The sequence below is a fragment of the Pseudomonas sp. MNR3A genome (assembly GCF_009650575.1).
GTDB lineage: Bacteria > Pseudomonadota > Gammaproteobacteria > Pseudomonadales > Pseudomonadaceae > Aquipseudomonas > Aquipseudomonas machongensis.
On sequence record NZ_VZZS01000014.1, the window covers coordinates 79,962 to 98,382 of the forward strand.

At 61.1% G+C, this 18,421-nt stretch carries 17 protein-coding genes and 4 tRNA genes; 16 read left to right on the forward strand and 5 right to left on the reverse strand.

The annotated features are described in order from the left end of the window. Positions 1-186: 186 nt before the first annotated feature. The 11 genes from acpP (at position 187) to F6X62_RS11125 (ending at position 9,838) form a co-directional block, all read left to right on the forward strand. Positions 187-423 (forward strand): acyl carrier protein, encoded by a 237-nt coding sequence (gene acpP / locus F6X62_RS11075; RefSeq protein WP_054893073.1) that lies wholly within the window; start codon positions 187-189, stop codon positions 421-423. A gap of 175 nt (positions 424-598) precedes the next feature. Further along, on the forward strand, positions 599-1,843 hold the full coding sequence (gene fabF, locus F6X62_RS11080; protein ID WP_054893074.1) for a beta-ketoacyl-ACP synthase II: 1,245 nt from the start codon (positions 599-601) through the stop codon (positions 1,841-1,843). Beyond that, positions 1,843-2,664, forward strand: a complete 822-nt coding sequence (gene pabC / locus F6X62_RS11085; RefSeq protein WP_153773505.1) for an aminodeoxychorismate lyase — start codon at positions 1,843-1,845, stop codon at positions 2,662-2,664. Before fabF ends, pabC begins: the two co-directional genes overlap by 1 nt. A gap of 3 nt (positions 2,665-2,667) precedes the next feature. Beyond that, the gene (gene mltG / locus F6X62_RS11090) at positions 2,668-3,852 is read left to right on the forward strand and encodes an endolytic transglycosylase MltG (RefSeq protein WP_065861194.1); all 1,185 of its coding nucleotides are present in this window, start codon (positions 2,668-2,670) and stop codon (positions 3,850-3,852) included. Between the two features lie 9 nt (positions 3,853-3,861). Further along, a complete protein-coding gene (gene tmk / locus F6X62_RS11095) occupies positions 3,862-4,494 on the forward strand; it encodes a dTMP kinase (RefSeq protein WP_153773506.1) in 633 nt (210 codons plus the stop codon). Further along, positions 4,487-5,473: a DNA polymerase III subunit delta' gene (locus F6X62_RS11100; RefSeq protein ID WP_065861192.1), complete on the forward strand. Its 987-nt coding sequence runs from the start codon at positions 4,487-4,489 to the stop codon at positions 5,471-5,473. Before tmk ends, F6X62_RS11100 begins: the two co-directional genes overlap by 8 nt. A gap of 36 nt (positions 5,474-5,509) precedes the next feature. Continuing rightward, entirely contained in the window at positions 5,510-6,292 is a 783-nt protein-coding gene (locus F6X62_RS11105) for a TatD family hydrolase (RefSeq protein WP_063543837.1), read from the forward strand. 568 nt (positions 6,293-6,860) lie between these two features. Then, positions 6,861-7,496, forward strand: coding sequence for a TetR/AcrR family transcriptional regulator (locus F6X62_RS11110; protein WP_065861191.1), 636 nt, complete (start codon positions 6,861-6,863; stop codon positions 7,494-7,496). 131 nt (positions 7,497-7,627) lie between these two features. After that, on the forward strand, positions 7,628-8,596 hold the full coding sequence (locus tag F6X62_RS11115) for a GTP 3',8-cyclase MoaA (protein WP_153773507.1): 969 nt from the start codon (positions 7,628-7,630) through the stop codon (positions 8,594-8,596). 65 nt (positions 8,597-8,661) lie between these two features. Beyond that, a complete protein-coding gene (locus tag F6X62_RS11120; RefSeq protein ID WP_054893082.1) occupies positions 8,662-9,267 on the forward strand; it encodes a DUF4823 domain-containing protein in 606 nt (201 codons plus the stop codon). Between the two features lie 10 nt (positions 9,268-9,277). Further along, complete coding sequence (locus F6X62_RS11125; protein ID WP_063543841.1) at positions 9,278-9,838, forward strand: DUF1285 domain-containing protein; 561 nt, start codon at positions 9,278-9,280, stop codon at positions 9,836-9,838. A gap of 80 nt (positions 9,839-9,918) precedes the next feature. Here the strand turns inward: F6X62_RS11125 and F6X62_RS11130 are convergent. From F6X62_RS11130 to F6X62_RS11140, 3 genes are all read right to left on the reverse strand, one after another. Then, positions 9,919-9,994, reverse strand: a tRNA-Asn gene (locus F6X62_RS11130). A 62-nt stretch (positions 9,995-10,056) separates the two neighbouring features. After that, entirely contained in the window at positions 10,057-11,253 is a 1,197-nt protein-coding gene (locus F6X62_RS11135; RefSeq protein ID WP_153773508.1) for an amino acid aminotransferase, read from the reverse strand. A gap of 127 nt (positions 11,254-11,380) precedes the next feature. Then, entirely contained in the window at positions 11,381-11,542 is a 162-nt protein-coding gene (locus tag F6X62_RS11140; protein ID WP_153773509.1) for a hypothetical protein, read from the reverse strand. Between F6X62_RS11140 and uvrB the strand changes: the two genes are divergently transcribed. Beyond that, entirely contained in the window at positions 11,541-13,556 is a 2,016-nt protein-coding gene (gene uvrB, locus F6X62_RS11145) for an excinuclease ABC subunit UvrB (protein WP_054893085.1), read from the forward strand. The two genes, F6X62_RS11140 and uvrB, sit on opposite strands and share 2 nt — an antisense overlap. 37 nt (positions 13,557-13,593) lie before the next feature. Here uvrB and F6X62_RS11150 read toward each other — a convergent pair whose 3' ends face one another. Then, on the reverse strand, positions 13,594-15,084 hold the full coding sequence (locus F6X62_RS11150) for an MDR family MFS transporter (RefSeq protein ID WP_176717847.1): 1,491 nt from the start codon (positions 15,082-15,084) through the stop codon (positions 13,594-13,596). Positions 15,085-15,133: 49 nt separating this feature from the next. After that, positions 15,134-16,207, reverse strand: a complete 1,074-nt coding sequence (locus tag F6X62_RS11155) for an HlyD family secretion protein (protein ID WP_153773510.1) — start codon at positions 16,205-16,207, stop codon at positions 15,134-15,136. Between the two features lie 143 nt (positions 16,208-16,350). Between F6X62_RS11155 and gltX the strand changes: the two genes are divergently transcribed. The 4 genes from gltX to F6X62_RS11175 all read left to right on the forward strand — a co-directional run bounded on the left by gltX (position 16,351) and on the right by F6X62_RS11175 (position 18,419). Further along, on the forward strand, positions 16,351-17,832 hold the full coding sequence (gene gltX / locus F6X62_RS11160; protein WP_054893088.1) for a glutamate--tRNA ligase: 1,482 nt from the start codon (positions 16,351-16,353) through the stop codon (positions 17,830-17,832). 235 nt (positions 17,833-18,067) lie between these two features. Beyond that, positions 18,068-18,143, forward strand: a tRNA-Ala gene (locus tag F6X62_RS11165). A gap of 71 nt (positions 18,144-18,214) precedes the next feature. Then, positions 18,215-18,290 (forward strand) — tRNA-Glu (locus tag F6X62_RS11170). Between the two features lie 53 nt (positions 18,291-18,343). Next, positions 18,344-18,419 (forward strand) — tRNA-Ala (locus F6X62_RS11175). The last annotated feature ends 2 nt before the right edge of the window (positions 18,420-18,421 follow it).

Sequence of the window (18,421 nt, forward strand, 5' to 3'; positions counted from 1 at the left end):
ACGGATTGCTTAAAAAAACAGTCATACTGCAAGCCTAAAATCCGTTATAAAGCTGCAACCAGATTCCAGGTGGCAGGCCGGGTGTCTCTCGTGAAGGCGCGTTACGCTTGAAAAGCAGGCGTCTTCCTATAAACTTGGGCACCGGCCAGCTGCATGACATATGTCCATTAGGAGTGAAAACTAGGTATGAGCACCATCGAAGAACGCGTCAAGAAAATCGTCGCCGAGCAACTGGGCGTCAAGGAAGAGGAAGTCAAGAACGAATCTTCCTTCGTTGATGACCTGGGTGCCGATTCGCTTGACACCGTTGAGCTGGTGATGGCTCTGGAAGAGGAATTCGAGACCGAAATCCCTGACGAAGAAGCCGAGAAGATCACTACCGTTCAAGCTGCAATCGACTACGTCAACAGCCACAAGGCCTAAGACGTTCCAGTCGACGCTTCTTGTCGGGAAAAACCGCACTGCCTTTGCCGGCGTGCGGTTTTTTCTTTGCGAGCCATTGGCGTCATTCACCGGGCAATCGAGAGCCTGTTGCCATTTCATTCGGCCATGCTGAATGCAATCGCAAGAGACTCTGTTATTAGAAAAGGAGAGTGCTGTGTCGCGTAGACGCGTCGTGGTCACCGGTATGGGTATGCTGTCGCCACTGGGTACTGATGTACCAAGCACCTGGCAGGGCATTCTGGCTGGCCGCAGTGGCATCGGTCCGATCGAACACACGGACCTGAGTGCCTACTCCACCCGTTTTGGCGGCTCGGTGAAGGGCTTTGAGGTCGAGCAGTACCTGTCGGCCAAGGAAGCTCGCAAGCTTGACCTGTTCATCCAGTACGGCCTGGCGGCCGGTTTCCAGGCGGTGCGCAATGCTGGCCTGGAAGTGACCGACGCCAACCGCGAGCGTATCGGCGTGGCCATGGGGTCGGGCATCGGTGGCTTGACCAATATCGAAGACACCAGCCGAACCCTGCACGAGCAAGGGCCGCGCCGGATTTCGCCATTCTTCGTCCCCGGCTCGATCATCAACATGATCTCCGGCTTCCTGTCGATCCACCTTGGGCTGCAGGGCCCCAACTACGCTATCTCCACTGCGTGCACCACCGGTACCCACTGTATCGGCATGGCTGCGCGCAATATCGCCTATGGCGAGGCCGACGTGATGATCGCCGGCGGTGCGGAAATGGCGGCGTGCGGTTTGGGCATGGGCGGTTTCGGCGCATCGCGGGCGCTTTCGACTCGCAATGACGAGCCGTCCCGTGCCAGCCGTCCGTGGGACAAGGGGCGCGATGGCTTTGTGTTGTCCGATGGCGCCGGTGCCCTGGTGCTGGAGGAACTCGAACACGCCAAGGCTCGTGGCGCGACCATCTATGCCGAGCTGGTCGGTTTCGGCATGAGCGGCGACGCGTTCCACATGACATCGCCACCGGATACCGGCGACGGCGCTGCACGCTGCATGGTCAACGCCCTGCGTGATGCGGGTGTGAAGCCTGAAGAGGTCAGCTACATCAACGCCCACGGCACCTCGACTCCTGCTGGCGATATCGCCGAAGTGGCGGCCATCAAGCGTGTCTTCGGCGAGCACGCCTACAAGCTGGCCGTCAGCTCGACCAAGTCGATGACCGGCCATCTGCTGGGGGCTGCCGGTGCGGTAGAAGCGATCTTCAGTGTGTTGGCGATCAACAGCCAGATGGCGCCGCCGACCATCAACCTGGACGAGCCCGACGAAGGTTGCGATCTGGACTTCGTGCCGCACCAGGCGCGCAGCATGCCGATCGATGTCGTGCTCTCCAACTCCTTCGGCTTTGGCGGTACCAACGGTTCGCTGGTATTCCGCCGGTTCGCCGATTGATGCACAGCTGGATCGACGGCCAGCCGGCGACTGCAGTCAACCTGCAGAACCGCGGCCTGGCCTATGGCGATGGTCTGTTCGAGACTATCGCCGTGCGCGGCGGCAGGCCCAGCCTGCTGTCGCGACATCTCGAACGTCTCGCGCTGGGTTGCGAGCGGCTGGCGATCGATATCGATCTTGCGCTTGTTCGCGACGAGTTGCTGCGCTACGCCAGTCAGCTCGGTGAAGGCGTAGCCAAACTGATCGTCACTCGTGGTGATAGCCAGCGCGGCTATGCGCCCGCCCCTGGAGCCTTGGCCCGACGTATTCTCCAGGGTGGTCCAAGGCCAGCTTATCCTGCGGGCAACGCGGAGCAAGGCATCGGGCTGTTCGACTGCCAGACCCGTCTTGCGCAGCAACCGCTGCTGGCCGGGCTCAAGCACCTCAATCGCCTGGAGCAGGTAATGGCTCGCGCCGAATGGCAAGACTCTGCCTGTGCCGAGGGTCTGATGCGTGACGTGCAGGGGCACCTGATCGAAGGGGTCTACAGTAATCTGTTCCTGGTCCGCGACGGCGTGCTGCTGACTGCCGACCTGAGCCGCTGCGGCGTGGCAGGCGTCATGCGCGCTGCGCTGCTGGACGAAGCCCCGGCGCTGGGTATCGAAGTCCGGACCGGCGACCTTGTGCAAGCCGATCTGGAGGCGGCCGACGAGGTGTTCGTCTGCAACAGCGTGTATGGAATTTGGCCCGTGCGTACTGTCGCTGCGCTCAACCTCGACTGGCCGGCCGGGCCGCTCACCCGTAAACTGCAGGCCGTTGCCCGTACGTTACTGGATACCTGATTCGTGAGACGCAAAATCCTGCTGCTGCTGGAAATGGGCCTGATCCTTGCCGGCCTGGCCGTAGGCTGGTCGGCCTGGAAGGTTAACTCGGTCCTGGAGCAGCCGCTGCATGTCACCGAAGAGCGCCTGCTCGATGTGCCCAATGGCACCAACCCCAACCGCATGTTCTACCGCATGCAGAGCGAGGGGCTGCTCGACGATGCCTTCTGGTTGCGTCTTTACTGGCGTTTCAATATGGCTGGCACCGCACTGCATACGGGTGAGTACCGCCTGACGCCCGGAATGACCGTCGAAGCCCTGTTCGACGCCTGGCGCCGTGGCGATGTGGTGCAGTACAACCTCACCCTGGTCGAGGGGTGGACCTTCCGCCAGGTGCGCACGGCCGTGGCCAGGCATGAAAAGATCAAGCACACCCTCGACGGGCTCTCCGACACTGAAGTGATGGACAAGCTTGGGCATACCGGTGTTTTCCCTGAGGGGCGTTTCTTCCCGGACACCTATCGCTTCGTGCGCGGCATGACCGATGTCGAACTGTTGCAGCAAGCCTACATGCGCCTTGAGGAGGTGCTGGCCAAGGAGTGGGCGGATCGGATGACCGATTTGCCATACCGTGATCCCTACCAGGCGCTGATCATGGCCTCGCTGGTGGAGAAGGAAACCGGTATTCCTCAGGAGCGAGGGCAGATCGCAGGCGTATTTGTGCGCCGCCTTCGCTTGGGCATGATGCTGCAGACCGATCCTACGGTTATCTACGGCATGGGGGAGCGCTATAACGGCAAGATCACGCGTGCCGACCTGCGTGCACCGACACCCTACAACACATACACCATGACCGGCCTGCCGCCGACACCGATCGCCATGGTCGGACGCGAAGCGATTCACGCCGCGCTGAATCCGTCAGACGGTACCAGCCTGTATTTCGTCGCGCGTGGCGATGGCAGCCACGTCTTCTCCGATGACCTGGACGACCACAATACGGCTGTGCGCGAATATCAGCTCAAGCGCCGCGCCGACTACCGTTCCAGTCCGGCGCCACAAGCCCCGCAGGGCACGGCCGATCAGGCACCGGACGCCGAGCCGCCAACTGAAGCCGCGCCTCGGTCCGGCGAAGCCCTTGAAGGCGCGCCAACCCAGTCCGCCGAAGAGCCCGCGCCCGCACAAGCGCCGGCGCCCACCGAAAAACAGTAAGGAATGCCCGTGAGCGGTTTGTTCATCACTCTGGAAGGCCCCGAAGGCGCGGGCAAGAGCACCAATCGCGAGTACCTGGCCGCGCGCCTGCGTGAGCAGGGCGTGGATGTGGTCATGACCCGTGAGCCTGGTGGCACGCCGTTGGCCGAGCGTATCCGCGAGTTGCTCCTCGCTCCCAGCGACGAAACCATGGCGGTCGACACCGAGCTCCTGTTGATGTTCGCTGCGCGCGCCCAGCACTTGGCCGAGGTCATTCGCCCAGCACTGGCGCGGGGCGCCGTGGTGCTCTGCGACCGTTTCACCGACGCCACCTACGCCTATCAGGGCGGGGGACGTGGCCTGCCCGTGCAGCGTATCGCGGTGCTGGAAGACTTCGTTCAGGGCACGCTGCGCCCGGACCTGACCCTGGTCTTCGATCTGCCAGTAGAAGTCGGTCTTGCCCGTGCTGCCGCCCGCGGTCGCCTGGACCGCTTCGAGCAGGAGGGCCAGGCATTCTTCGAGTCGGTGCGTCAGGCTTATCTGCAGCGCGCAGGCCAAGCGCCGCAGCGCTACAGCCTGCTGGATGCCGGGCAGCCGCTTGAGGCGGTGCAGCGCGCCATCGACGCATTGCTGCCAGGTATCCTGGAGCGTTGCCGTGGCTGAGGCCTACCCCTGGCAGCAAGCGCTCTGGCAGCAGTTGGCCGGGCGCAGCCAGCATGCCCATGCCTACCTGTTGCACGGGCCGCAGGGTATCGGCAAGCGCGCCATGGCCGAACGCCTGATGGCTCGCCTGTTGTGCCAGCAGCCGCAAGGGGTGGATGCCTGCGGGCAATGCAAGTCGTGCCTGTTGCTCAAGGCTGGCAGCCACCCCGATAACTTCGTGCTGGAACCCGAAGAGGCCGACAAGCCCATCAAGGTCGACCAGGTGCGGGATCTGGTTTCGTTCGTGGTGCAGACTGCGCAGCTGGGCGGGCGCAAGGTGGTACTGATCGAGCCGGTCGAAGCGATGAACGTCAACGCCTCCAACGCTTTGCTCAAGAGTCTCGAAGAGCCTTCGGGCGATACCGTGCTGCTGCTGGTGAGCCATCAGCCCAGCCGTTTGTTGCCAACGATCAAGAGCCGTTGCCAGCAAGTCGCCTGTGCGCAGCCGACGCTTGCGCAGAGTCAGGCCTGGCTGGCGACGGCGCTACCGGAGCTCGATCAGGTCGAGCGTGACGAACTGCTGACCCTGGCGGCAGGGTCTCCACTGATGGCTGTCAACTTGCAGTCCCAGGGTGTGCGCGAGCAACGGGCACTGGTCACCGAGGGGGTGAAGAAGTTGATCAAGCAGCAGCAATCGCCCAGCCAGTTGGCCGAGGCCTGGAACAACGTGCCGCTGCTGTTGCTGTTCGACTGGTTCTGCGACTGGTCGCACCTGATCCTGCGCTACCAGTTGACCCAGGACGAAGACGGGCTAGGCTTGGCCGACATGCGCAAGGTCATACAATACCTTGCGCAGAAGAGCCGGCAGGGCAGGGTGCTCGAGGTCCAGGCCTGGATTCTCGAGCAGCGCCAGAAAGTGCAGGGCAAGGCCAACCTCAATCGCGTGCTGCTGCTCGAAGCCCTGTTGGCCCATTGGCTGCAGATGCTGGCCACGCGCTGATTCCCCATCGTTCATTTTCATGTGTGCTTTCATTCCATGCTCGTAGATTCCCATTGCCACCTCGACCGACTTGACCTGAGCGCCCATGCGGGCTCGCTCGACGCCGCCCTGCAGGCGGCCCGCGAGCGTGGGGTCGGGCATTTTCTGTGCATCGGCGTAAGCGCCGAGAACGCCGGGGCGGTAAAGGCCCTGAGCGAGCAGTACGCCGACGTCGACTGTTCGGTAGGCGTGCACCCGCTCGATCTGGCCCCGGGGGAGACGCCGGCGCTGGAATGGTTGTTGCGCGAGCTGGCTCACCCGCACGTGGTGGCCATTGGCGAAACCGGATTGGACTATCACTACGAGCCTGAGGCCGCCGAGTTGCAGCAGGCGTCTTTCCGCCTGCACCTGGAAGCGTCTCGGCAGACAGGCAAGCCGGTGATCGTTCACACCCGTGCGGCGCGGGCCGACACCCTGGCGCTGCTGCGCGAGGCCAGTCTGCCGCAGGCGGGCGTGTTGCACTGCTTTACAGAAGACTGGGACATGGCCAAGGCTGCACTCGATCTGGGGTACTACATCTCGCTCTCCGGAATCGTCACCTTCCGCAATGCCGAAGCCCTGCGCGAGGTCGCACGCCAGGTGCCTGTCGACCGGCTGCTGGTAGAGACCGACTCGCCATACCTGGCGCCCATCCCGTATCGCGGCAAGCCGAACCTGCCGCAGTACGTGCGTGAAGTCGCCGAGTACGTCGCATCGTTGCGAGGGGTGAGCTACGCGCAGTTGGCCGAGCAGACGACCGCCAACTTCAAGCGCCTGTTCCCCTTGGCACGCGTCGCCTGAAGCTAAAGCAAGGCGGGCAAAAAAAACCCGGATTCTGGGGGAGGAATCCGGGTTAAGACCATTAGGAGTAAAACAAAGGTACGCGGTCCCTGGGCACCTTTATCGGCGCGCCACTTGGGGGGATGCGCCGCGCCAACACTTCAAGTATTGGCGAGTATCCTCGCACTGCCAGCGTCAGTTGGTCGTTTTTTAAACAGATTTGGAATACACCTGACAACCAATGGGCCATCAGGGTATGGCAGCCAGCAGAAATCGGATGAGTTTGCTGCTATTACGTACCTATCTGTATAGATGTGCGGTGAAAAGTCTGGAGAGTGTGTAGATCGTGCGCGGCTTCCCGGCTGCGTACAGCGTTCGATGAGCCTGGCGAGTCTGGCGAGCCCTGCCGCGTCGGTTGTAGACGAGTGGCAGTCGGGCGCGGAGTATCTCACGCATCCCTGGGATTCAGACCAAGCAGACCCGGTTTGCACTCGAACTCATCATGAAACACAGATATGGTTGGATGATCCGTGCAATTTGCTGCAAGTTAGGCATAATAATCCGCTTCGATTGTCATCCAGTCCTTCTTATGCAGAAAGAACCTCGTAAGGTCCGTGAGTTTCGTCGCCGCGAGCAAGAAATCCTCGACACGGCGCTCAAGCTGTTTCTCGAACAGGGTGAAGACAGTGTCACCGTCGAGATGATCGCCGACGCGGTCGGTATCGGCAAAGGCACGATCTACAAGCACTTCAAGTCCAAGGCGGAGATCTACCTGCGCCTGATGCTCGACTACGAGCGTGATTTGAACGCGCTGTTGCATTCGGACGACGTCGATCGCGACAAGGAAGCCCTTTCGCGAGCCTACTTCGAGTTCCGCATGCGCGATCCCCAGCGCTACCGCTTGTTCGACCGTCTCGAGGAGAAGGTGGTCAAGGGTAATCAGGTGCCGGAGATGGTCGAGGAACTGCACCGTATTCGCGCCTCCAATTTCGAGCGCCTGACCCAGCTGATCAAGGGCCGTATCAGTGAAGGCAAGCTCGAGGATGTGCCGCCATACTTCCACTACTGCGCTGCCTGGGCGTTGGTGCATGGCGCCGTAGCGCTGTATCACTCGCCGTTCTGGAGCAACGTTCTCGAGGATCAGGAAGGTTTCTTCCAGTTCCTGATGGACATCGGCGTGCGCATGGGCAACAAGCGCAAGCGCGACCCGGAACCGGCCGCCTGAAGACCCCCTGCGGAGCGTTGTCCATGACGGGCAGGCTCCGCCAGTCACTTCTGCTTCGGCGACAGGGCTTGCAAAAACCTGATCTTTGAGTCAAGTTTTGCCGGCTCGCTTTTCTCATGCCGGAGTCACCCATGATCGTCGATCGTCAAGGCAGGCGTTTTCGCAACCTGCGCGTCAGCCTGACAGCTGCCTGCAACTATGCGTGCAGTTACTGTGTGCCCGATGGCAAGCGCCTGGTGGCGGCGCAGGATGAGCTGTCCGCCGATGCACTGGCGCGCGGGGTGGCTCTTCTGGTCGATGCCGCAGGTATCGAGCGTCTGCGCATCACCGGTGGCGAACCATTGATCAGCCCCCGCCTGGAGCCATTCCTGAAGATTGTCGGTGGCTTGGGGCTCAAGGATATCGCCTTGACCACCAACGGTCAGTTGCTCAGTCGCAAGCTTGCGATGTTGCGTGCAGCGGGTATCGACCGGCTCAATGTCTCGCTCGATACCCTCGACCCAACCGCATTTCGCAGCATCGCTCGGGGCGGCGACCTGGCCAGCGTGCTGAGGGGCATGGAGGAGGCGAGTGCGGCGGGTATGCGCATCAAGGTCAACATGGTGCCGATGCGCGGGCACAATCTCGATCAGGTAGTGCCGCTGCTCAATTACTGCCTGGCAAGAGGCTATGAACTGCGTTTCATCGAGTTGATGCGCATGGGTCACCTGGCACTTGATTCGAATGCATTCCTGCGTCAGTTCGTCAGTCTCGAGCAATTGCTGGCATTGATCGGCGATCATCATCACTTCCAGCAGGCGCCAGCGGCTTTGGATGCAACGGCCCTGCGCTACCAGATTCCTGGCCAAGGTTACTTTGGTGTGATTGCCAACGAGAGCGTGCCGTTTTGCCGGACCTGCTCGCGCTTGCGTCTGTCCTCTACTGGCTGGCTGCATGGCTGCCTGTCTTCGAGCAATCGCCACTTTATCGGCGATCTGCTCGACAAGCCGCGTCACCAGGCACTTCCAGTGATTCAGCGTCTGCTGGTCAAGGCTCTGGCGGACAAGCAGGAGCTGGCGTTCTCGGGGGGTGTGACAGTGATGAAGGTGATCGGCGGCTGAGCTGGCGCAAAAGCTGCATCTGGCGGCTATTCGCCGGTTTTTCGTCACCGGTCACTGGAGGAAAGATGCGTAGCCTGGTCTTGCTGCTGGCGCTGATGGCGTTGAGCGGCTGCATGAAAGTCAGCGACATGGGCGAAGGTGTTCGCTATCAGATGAGCGACGCCGGTCTGCTCGATCACAGCGATACCGCCCGAACCCTGTCGGTTCGGCTGCAGCCTGATTCGTTTATCTTCATTGGCCAGGGCGCTTTCGTGCCGCCTGGAAAAGGGCCGGTGCCGCAGCAGAATGCCGTTGCAGAAGAAGCATTCAAGAGCTTCGTCGAGTACTTCCCGCTGGTGCGTCGCGCCAGGGCGCCGTTGGGGTTGGAGGACGCGATAGCCGAGGCGCGTTCGGTCGGAGCCCATTACGTGCTCTATACCCGTTTCGCTCGCACCGATGACCGCATTGGTAATGGCGACGAATGGTACGACGAGCAGGCAGTGGATCGCCTCGGTTGGGATACCGGTGTGGTGCAGATGATGCTGATCGAAACCAGCACGCGCTATTTGATCGATACCGCACGCATCAAGAGCCGTGGCGGTTTGTTGACGTTCCACGACAACACGCCGCAGGATTTGCTCGCGGCACCCATGCGCGAGTACGCTCGTAGCCTCCTGGGAATGAGTCGGTAAGGAACGGGTGATGACAGGTACGGGCAAGGCCAACGATCTTCTGGCGCAGATACCCAAGGAGAAGGGGCTGCCTCCCGTGCATCTGTGGAATCCCGATTTCTGCGGCGACATCGACATGCGCATCGCCCGCGACGGCACCTGGTACTACCTGGGGACGCCGATCGGGCGCAAGCCGATGGTGCGCTTGTTCTCTACCATCATTCGTCGCGACGGTGATGACTATTTCCTGGTAACGCCTGTGGAAAAGGTGGGAATTCGTGTCGATGATGCGCCGTTCGTGGCGGTTAGCCTGGAAGTGGAGGGTAGTGGTGAGCAGCAGGTCCTGCGTTTCACCAGCAATGTCGAGGATCAGGTCGAGGCCGGTCCTGATCACCCCATTCGGGTAGAGACAGATCCGACAACGCATGAGCCATCGCCTTACCTGCTGATGCGCAGCAACCTCGAAGCGCTCATCCACCGCAATGTGTTCTACCAGATGGTGGAGCTTGCGGTGCCACGCGTGATCGATGGCGAGGAGTGGTTGGGGGTTTGGAGTGGCGGGGTGTTCTACCCCATCGGGCGCGACCACTGAGCGCATCTTGCGACGATCTTTCTGATCCCGGAAAAACACAAAACCTCCAGTGCTTGCGCATCTGGAGGTTTTTCAGTGTCTGGCTCCGCGACCTGGACTCGAACCAGGGACCCAATGATTAACAGTCATTTGCTCTACCGACTGAGCTATCGCGGAATCTGCGCGTATCTTACTGAATGCCAAGGGGAAGTCAAGCTGCCCCCTGGCAAATCAAGCAGTTACAGCACTTCGACGATGGCCTTGGTGACCACGTGGATGTTGCTCTGGTTCAGTGCCGCCACAGCGATGCGACCGGTGTCCAGCGCGTAGATGCCGAAGTCGTTCTTCAGGCGCGCGACCTGTTCCACAGTCAGGCCCGAGTAGGAGAACATGCCGACTTGGCGACCGACGAAGCTGAAGTCGCGGTTGGCACCGTACTCGGCCAGGAGCGAGACCATCTGTTTGCGCATGCCGTGGATGCGTTCACGCATTTCGCCCAGTTCGGCTTCCCACATCTGACGCAGTTCCGGGCTGTTGAGCACGGTGGCGACGATGGTTGCACCGTGAGTCGGCGGGTTGGAGTAGGTGGTGCGAATCACGCGCTTGACCTGCGACAGCACGCGCGTGCTCTCGTCTTTCGAAGCGGTGACGATCGACAGCGCGCCGACGCGCTCGCCATACAGCGAGAACGATTTGGAGAACGAGCTGGAGACAAAGAACTCCAGGCCCGAATCGGCGAACAGGCGTACGGCGAAGGCATCTTCGCCGATGCCTTCGCCGAAGCCCTGGTAGGCCATGTCGAGGAATGGCACGTGGCCTTTTGCCTTGACCACTTCCAGTACGTTCTTCCAGTCGTCGAGCGACAGATCGACACCGGTCGGGTTATGGCAGCAGGCGTGCAGGACGACGATCGAGCCCGAGGGCAGCGTGTTCAGGTCTTCGAGCATGCCGGCACGGTTGACGTCGTTGCTCGGTGCGTCGTAATAGCGGTAGCTCTGTACTGGGAAGCCTGCAGTCTCGAACAGGGCGCGATGGTTTTCCCAGCTCGGATCGCTGATGGCGACTACCGCGTTCGGCGAAAGGCGCTTGAGGAAGTCGGCACCGATCTTGAGGGCGCCGGTACCGCCGACAGCCTGCACGGTCACTACGCGGCCTTCAGCCAGCAGTGCAGATTCAGCGCCGAACAGCAGTTTTTGTACGGCCTGGTCGTAGGCAGCGATGCCGTCGATCGGCAGGTAGCCGCGGGAGGCATGTTGGGCGACACGCTGGGTTTCGGCTTCGATCACCGCGCGCAGCAGCGGGATGCGGCCTTCCTCATTGCAATAGACGCCAACGCCCAGATTGACCTTGTCGGTACGTGGGTCAGCGTTGAATGCTTCGTTGAGGCCCAGGATGGGGTCGCGGGGTGCCAGCTCGACAGCGGAAAACAGGCTCATTGTTACCTTGGCTCTGAATAGGAGAGTGATAGGAAATGCACCCTCCAGCCCAGTGCACTGAAGCGGTGCAAACGGGGAGTCAGTATAGTGATACCGATCGGTCACTGCGACACTCTGGCACAGGTTTTCAGGCGCTTTGCGCAAATATTTTTCGACCATTGGTCGAATTGCCTTGTCCACCGCAATGAGCGTTCACATCTGCGGCGGCAAAGGCCACCCCGCCGCGTCTTTTTGCGTATAGACTACTGGCTAAATTTACAGTTGCTGCGACATCCAAGAGGTCCGTCATGTCCGAGTTCCAGCTCGTCACCCGATTCCAGCCGGCCGGCGACCAGCCCGAAGCCATTCGCCTGATGGTCGAGGGTATCGAAGCGGGCCTGTCGCACCAGACCCTGCTCGGGGTGACCGGCTCCGGCAAGACCTTCAGCATCGCCAATGTCATTCAGCAGGTCCAGCGCCCGACCATGGTGCTGGCGCCGAACAAGACGCTGGCTGCCCAGCTGTATGGCGAGTTCAAGGCCTTCTTCCCGCACAACGCGGTGGAGTACTTCGTCTCCTACTACGACTACTACCAGCCGGAAGCCTACGTCCCGTCGTCGGACACCTTCATCGAGAAGGATGCCTCGATCAACGACCACATCGAGCAGATGCGCCTGTCGGCGACCAAGGCATTGCTGGAGCGGCGCGACGCGATCATCGTCACCACGGTGTCGTGTATCTATGGCCTGGGCAGCCCGGAAACCTACCTGAAGATGGTTCTGCACGTCGATCGCGGCGACAAGCTCGACCAGCGCGCACTGCTGCGCCGGCTGGCCGACCTGCAGTACACCCGCAACGAGATGGACTTCGCCCGTGCCACCTTCCGGGTGCGTGGTGATGTGATCGACATCTTTCCGGCCGAATCGGACCTTGAGGCCATCCGTATCGAGCTGTTCGACGACGAGGTGGAGAACATTGCCGCCTTCGACCCCTTGACCGGCGAAGTGATCCGCAAGCTGCCGCGTTTCACTTTCTACCCCAAGAGCCACTATGTGACCCCGCGCGAGACTCTGCTCGAGGCGGTGGACGGCATCAAGGAGGAGCTCGGCGAGCGGCTGGAGTACCTCAACAAGGCCAACAAGCTGGTAGAGGCCCAGCGTCTGGAGCAGCGTACGCGCTTCGACCTGGAGATGATTCTCGAGCTGGGTTATTGCAACGGTATCGAAAACTACTCGCGCTATCTGTCCGGTCGCCCGGCTGGCGCCCCGCCGCCGACGCTCTACGATTATCTTCCTGCCGACGCGTTGCTGGTGATCGATGAGTCACACGTCAGCGTTCCTCAGGTCGGCGCCATGTACAAGGGCGACCGTTCTCGCAAAGAGACACTGGTGGAGTATGGCTTCCGCCTGCCATCGGCGCTGGATAACCGGCCTATGCGCTTCGACGAGTGGGAGTCAGTCAGCCCGCAGACCATCTTCGTCTCGGCGACGCCTGGCCCTTACGAGGCAGAGCATGCCGGGCGTGTGGTCGAGCAGGTGGTGCGGCCAACCGGCCTTGTCGATCCTCAGGTAGAGGTGCGTCCAGCCCTCACTCAGGTGGATGACCTGCTGTCGGAAATCGGCAAGCGCGTGGCGGTGGGGGAACGGGTGCTGGCGACGACCCTGACCAAGCGCATGGCCGAGGATCTTACCGACTACCTCGCAGACCACGATGTGCGTGTGCGCTACCTGCACTCGGACATTGACACCGTGGAGCGGGTGGAGATCATCCGGGACCTGCGTCTGGGTACCTTTGATGTACTGGTGGGCATCAACCTGTTGCGTGAGGGGTTGGACATGCCGGAGGTGTCGCTGGTGGCCATTCTCGATGCCGACAAGGAAGGCTTCCTGCGTTCGGAGCGTTCGCTGATCCAGACCATTGGCCGCGCTGCGCGCAACCTCAACGGCAAGGCGATTCTCTATGCCGACCAGGTGACAGGCTCCATGCAGCGGGCGATCGACGAGACCGAGCGGCGTCGGGCCAAGCAGGTGGCGTTCAACGAGGCGAATGGCATCGTGCCCAAGGGGGTGGTCAAGGACATCACCGATATCCTGGAAGGCGCCACGGTGCCCGGTGCGCGCAGCAAGAAGCGCAAGGGCATGGCCAAGGCTGCGGAGGAGGCTGCGCGCTACGAGGCAGAGCTCGCCACTCCTGGCGAGATCACCAAGCGCATCAAAGTACTGGAAGAGAAGATGTTCCAGCTGGCGCGCGACCTGGAGTTCGAGGCCGCCGCCCAGTTGCGCGACGAGATCGGGCAACTGCGTGAGCGGCTGATCGCCAGCTGAGTGCGCTCGTCGGCGCAGAAATGGCCGGGTTACAGGGTCAGTGTGCCTCGCCGGCTTTCAGCCCCTGCGGCAGTTTGCGTGTCAGCAAGACCGCCACCATGCTGACCGCCAAACCGATCCCTACCAGATGGAAGGCATCGTTGTAGGCCATGATCAATGCCTGCTGGTGGGTGATTTCGCTCAAGCGCCCCAGTGCTGCGCTGTCACTGCCCAGTCGCTCGGCCAACTGAGCCAGCCGCTCCGCTACTTGCGGGTTGCTTGGCACCACTGATTCGCGCAGGTAGTCGAAATACACCTTGGTCCTTGCATCCAGCAAGGTGGCCAGCAAGGCAATACCAATGGCGCCGCCCAGGTTGCGCAGGATGTTGAACAGGCTCGAAGCCGAGCCCGCATCCTGGGGCTGAATGTAAGCCGTGGCGATCAGCGAGATGGTGACCATGATCATGGGCTGCCCGAGTGCGCGAATGATCTGGATATGGTTGAACTGTGGCCCTGCGAAGTCCGGGTTGAGCACTCCCGAGCCGAAGCTGGCAGCCCCGAACAGGCAAAAGCCCAGTGCACAGAGCAACTTGGGCGCAATCACCTTCATCAGTTGCGGTACCAGCGGAATCAGGAACAGCTGTGGAATTCCCATCCACATGATCACCTCGCCGATCTGCAGGGCGTTGTAGCCCTGGATCTGCGCAAGGTACAGCGGCAGCAGATAGATCGAACCATAAAGCCCAACGCCCATGCCCAGGCTGGCGATGCTCGACAGCCCGAAGTTGCGGTTGCCAAGGATGCGCAGGTTGATCAGGGGGTTGGCCCGCGAAAGCTGGAGGATGACGAAGGTGATCAGGCAGAGCAGGGCCACGGTACCCAGGCCGACAATAAGGCTCGACTCCAGCCAGTCCTTGCGATGGCCTTCTTCCAGAAAGACTTGCAGGCAGCCCAGGCCGACCCCCAGGGTGACGATGCCGGCGTAGTCGGTGCTTTTGAGCAGTTCCCAGTGCGCCTCTTTCTTCTCCAGCCCGTAGAGCAGCCCTGCGATCATCACCAGCCCCGGCGGGATGTTGATGTAGAAGATGTATTCCCACCCCCAGTTTTCGGTGAGCCAACCGCCCAGGGTCGGACCGATGGAGGGGGCGAAGGTCGCGGTCATGGCGAACATCGCCATGCCCTTGGCTCGATGGTGTTCGGGCAGCTTGATCAGGGTCAGGGTGAAGGCCAGCGGAATCAGTGCGCCGCCGGTAAAGCCCTGGAGAGCGCGAAACACGATCATGCTTTCCAGGTTCCAGGCCATCGAGCACAACAGCGAGGACGCCAGAAAACCAAGCGAGACCCACACCGCCAGGCGCCTCGCGGATAGTAACTGCACAAGCCAGGCGGTCAGCGGAATCATGATGATTTCCGCCACGAGATAGGAGGTCGAGATCCACGAGCCCTCTTCCAAGGTGGCAGACAATGCCCCCTGGATATCCTTGAGCGAGGAGTTGGTGATCTGAATGTCCAGCACGGCCATGAATGCACCGAGCATCACGCTCATCACCGCAATCCAGTCGCGCCGGCTAGGCTCCGCAGTCGGTCGCAGCAGTTGGTCACCGGCCATCGTGAGTTTCGCCGCGCTCTGCCTGATCGGCGCTGTTGCGCAGGTCGACGGTGGCGGTTACCGACATGCCTGGGCGAATGCGACCGTGCAAGGGGTTATTGGCTGCAAAGGTCAGCTTGACCGGAATGCGTTGCACCACCTTGGTGAAGTTGCCGGTGGCATTGTCTGGAGGCAGCAGGCTGAATTGCGCCCCGGATGCAGCGAACAGGCTGTCGACACGGCCTTCGATCGGGGTGTCGGGATAGCTGTCGAAGATCAGTTCGGCACGCAGGCCCCGATGCATGTTGCCGATCTGGGTTTCCTTGAAGTTGGCCTGCACCCAGATGTCTTCGTCCGGGACGATCGATAGCAGATAGGCGCCGGCCTGCACCACCTGGCCATTGCGTGCGCTGCGCTGGCCGATGGTGCCACTGATGGGGGCGTGGATTTCACAGCGGGTAAGGTTGAGTTCTGCCTGTGCCAGGTCTGCGCGGGCGTTGGCGATTTGCGCATCGAGGCGCTTGAGCTCGGCCGTCAACGCATCGATCTGCTGGCGCTGGCTCTGCAGGTCGGCCTGGGCTTTGTCGACTTGGGAGCGGGCGACGTGGTTTTCCGCAGACAGGGTGGTGACTCGTTCCTCCGAGACGAACCCGGGTTTGCGCAGGGCTTCGGCACGATTGAGGTCCAGGCGCGAGCGATCAAGGGTGGCCTGGTTGGCGGCCACCTGGGCTCGGCCGGCGGCGATCAAGCTGTCTTGCTGGGTCAGTCGGCTTTGCGCCTGGACGCGTTCGGCTTCACGCGTAGCCAGTGCCGCGCGGGCACGCTCGACCGCCAGCTGGAAGTCGGCGACCTCCAGGCGGACCAGCAGATCGCCTTGCGTGACGTGTTGATTGTCCTCTACCAGCACCTCGTCGACCCGCGCACCCAGCTGGCTGGAAATGCGAGTGATCTCACCCTGCACATAGGCATTGTCGGTGCTTTCGTAGAAACGCCCCTTGAAATACCAGTGGGCGAGAAAGGCGAGGGCGACCAGCACCACCAAGGTGAGAAAGATCAGCAGGCGGCGTTTGAGTTGAGCAGGCATAGGGACTATCGTTCCAGAAATGTAAGCAAATTTAACAGCTCGGCAATGCACCGTCACAAGTGACGATAGCGCCATTGCTGGAGCCCGATGCCCGCACCCTGCTAACATCCCGCCTTTGTTTCATCTTTCGTCCGAGACTGTCCATGACCACCGTTCGCACGCGTATCGCGCCATCGCCCACTGGCGACCCCCACGTCGGCACTGCCTACATCGCCCTGTTCAACTACTGCTTTGCCAAGCAGCACGGCGGCGAGTTCATCCTGCGCATCGAAGACACCGATCAGTTGCGTTCGACCCGCGAGTCGGAACAGCAGATTTTCGATGCCCTGCGCTGGCTCGGTATCGAATGGAATGAAGGTCCGGACGTTGGCGGCCCGCACGGCCCGTACCGCCAGAGCGAGCGCGGCGAGATCTACGCCAAGTACGCCAAGCAACTGGTCGATGCCGGCCATGCGTTCTATTGCTTCTGCACCGCCGAAGAGCTGGATCAGATGCGTGCCGAACAGATGGCCCGTGGCGAAACACCGCGCTATGACGGCCGCGCATTGAAAATGAGCGCCGAGGAAGTGCAGCGTCGACTGGCCGCTGGCGAGCCCCACGTGATTCGCATGAAAGTGCCGAGCGAAGGTATCTGTGTGGTGCCGGACATGCTGCGTGGCGATGTCGAGATTCCGTGGGACCGCATGGACATGCAGGTTCTGATGAAGAACGATGGCCTGCCGACGTACTTCCTCGCCAACGTGGTCGATGACCACCTGATGGGCATCACCCACGTCTTGCGAGGCGAGGAGTGGCTGCCGTCGGCGCCGAAGCTGATCAAGCTCTACGAGTATTTTGGCTGGGAGCAACCCAAGCTGTGCTACATGCCGCTGCTGCGTAACCCGGACAAATCCAAGCTGTCCAAGCGCAAGAATCCGACCTCGGTCACGTTCTACGAGCGTATGGGCTTCATGCCTGAAGCCATGCTCAACTACCTGGGGCGCATGGGCTGGTCGATGCCGGACGAGCGCGAGAAGTTCTCCCTGGCAGAAATGGTCGAGCATTTTGACCTGTCGCGTATTTCCCTTGGCGGGCCGATCTTCGACATCGAGAAGCTGTCCTGGCTCAATGGTCAGTGGCTGCGCGACCTGCCGGTCGAGGAGTTTGCGGCGCGCGTACAGAAGTGGGCGTTCAACAGCGACTACATGATGAAGATCGCACCGCATGTACAGGGTCGTGTCGAAACCTTCAGCCAGATCGCGCCACTGGGCGGGTTCTTCTTCGAGGGCGCCCTCAAGCTCGATGCCAAGCTGTTCGAGCACAAGAAACTGTCGCCCGATCAGGTGCGTCAGGTCATGCAGTTGATCTTGTGGAAGCTCGAAAGCCTGCGGCAGTGGGAAAAGGAGCGTATTACCGGCTGCATCCAGGCGGTGGTCGAGGCCCTGGAGCTGAAGCTGCGTGACGCCATGCCGCTGATGTTCGCCGCAATTTCGGGGCAGGCCAGCTCGGTGTCGGTGCTTGATGCCATGGAGATTCTCGGCCCCGACCTGACCCGCTACCGTCTGCGCCAGGCGCTGGAACTGCTGGGCGGCGTGTCGAAGAAAGAGAACAAGGAGTGGGAAAAGCTGCTGGCGAATATCGCCTGATTGGCTTATCTCACGCCCCTGTGGCAGTGGGCTTGCCCGCTGCCACAGGACCTGGCAATCGCCGGGAGCAGGGCAGGGCGGTAAGTGATTGTTATCTGTGAAAAAAATTTTTGATATTTTCACGAATTCGTTTGACAGTGCTGCAATCCGATCTTAATATGCGCCCCGTCCACAGCGATGAACGAAAATGAAGCACCAGGCACCCAGCCGGTGATTCAGTTCAAAGCGACATTGTGGGGCTATAGCTCAGCTGGGAGAGCGCCTGCATGGCATGCAGGAGGTCAGCGGTTCGATCCCGCTTAGCTCCACCAAATTCCGCTTCGTGATCAAGGTCGTGAAGCAAGACTGGTCCAGCAACCAAGTCTTGAAGGTAAGAAGGTTCGTCCCCTTCGTCTAGTGGCCTAGGACACCGCCCTTTCACGGCGGTAACAGGGGTTCGAGTCCCCTAGGGGACGCCAGTATTGCACAAGCGATATTTCATGATGTCGCTGGGCCGAGAGGCTAGAAATCCGGGGCTATAGCTCAGCTGGGAGAGCGCCTGCATGGCATGCAGGAGGTCAGCGGTTCGATCCCGCTTAGCTCCACCAAT

Coding starts and splice junctions, on each gene's coding strand:
- acpP (WP_054893073.1), top strand. CDS start 187: ATGAGCACCATCGAAGAACGCGTCAAGAAAATCGTCGCCGAGCAACTG.
- pabC (WP_153773505.1), top strand. CDS start 1,843: ATGCACAGCTGGATCGACGGCCAGCCGGCGACTGCAGTCAACCTGCAG.
- F6X62_RS11105 (WP_063543837.1), top strand. CDS start 5,510: ATGCTCGTAGATTCCCATTGCCACCTCGACCGACTTGACCTGAGCGCC.
- F6X62_RS11110 (WP_065861191.1), top strand. CDS start 6,861: ATGCAGAAAGAACCTCGTAAGGTCCGTGAGTTTCGTCGCCGCGAGCAA.
- F6X62_RS11115 (WP_153773507.1), top strand. CDS start 7,628: ATGATCGTCGATCGTCAAGGCAGGCGTTTTCGCAACCTGCGCGTCAGC.
- F6X62_RS11120 (WP_054893082.1), top strand. CDS start 8,662: ATGCGTAGCCTGGTCTTGCTGCTGGCGCTGATGGCGTTGAGCGGCTGC.
- F6X62_RS11125 (WP_063543841.1), top strand. CDS start 9,278: ATGACAGGTACGGGCAAGGCCAACGATCTTCTGGCGCAGATACCCAAG.
- F6X62_RS11135 (WP_153773508.1), bottom strand. CDS start 11,253: ATGAGCCTGTTTTCCGCTGTCGAGCTGGCACCCCGCGACCCCATCCTG.
- uvrB (WP_054893085.1), top strand. CDS start 11,541: ATGTCCGAGTTCCAGCTCGTCACCCGATTCCAGCCGGCCGGCGACCAG.
- F6X62_RS11140 (WP_153773509.1), bottom strand. CDS start 11,542: ATGACGGACCTCTTGGATGTCGCAGCAACTGTAAATTTAGCCAGTAGT.
- F6X62_RS11155 (WP_153773510.1), bottom strand. CDS start 16,207: ATGCCTGCTCAACTCAAACGCCGCCTGCTGATCTTTCTCACCTTGGTG.
- gltX (WP_054893088.1), top strand. CDS start 16,351: ATGACCACCGTTCGCACGCGTATCGCGCCATCGCCCACTGGCGACCCC.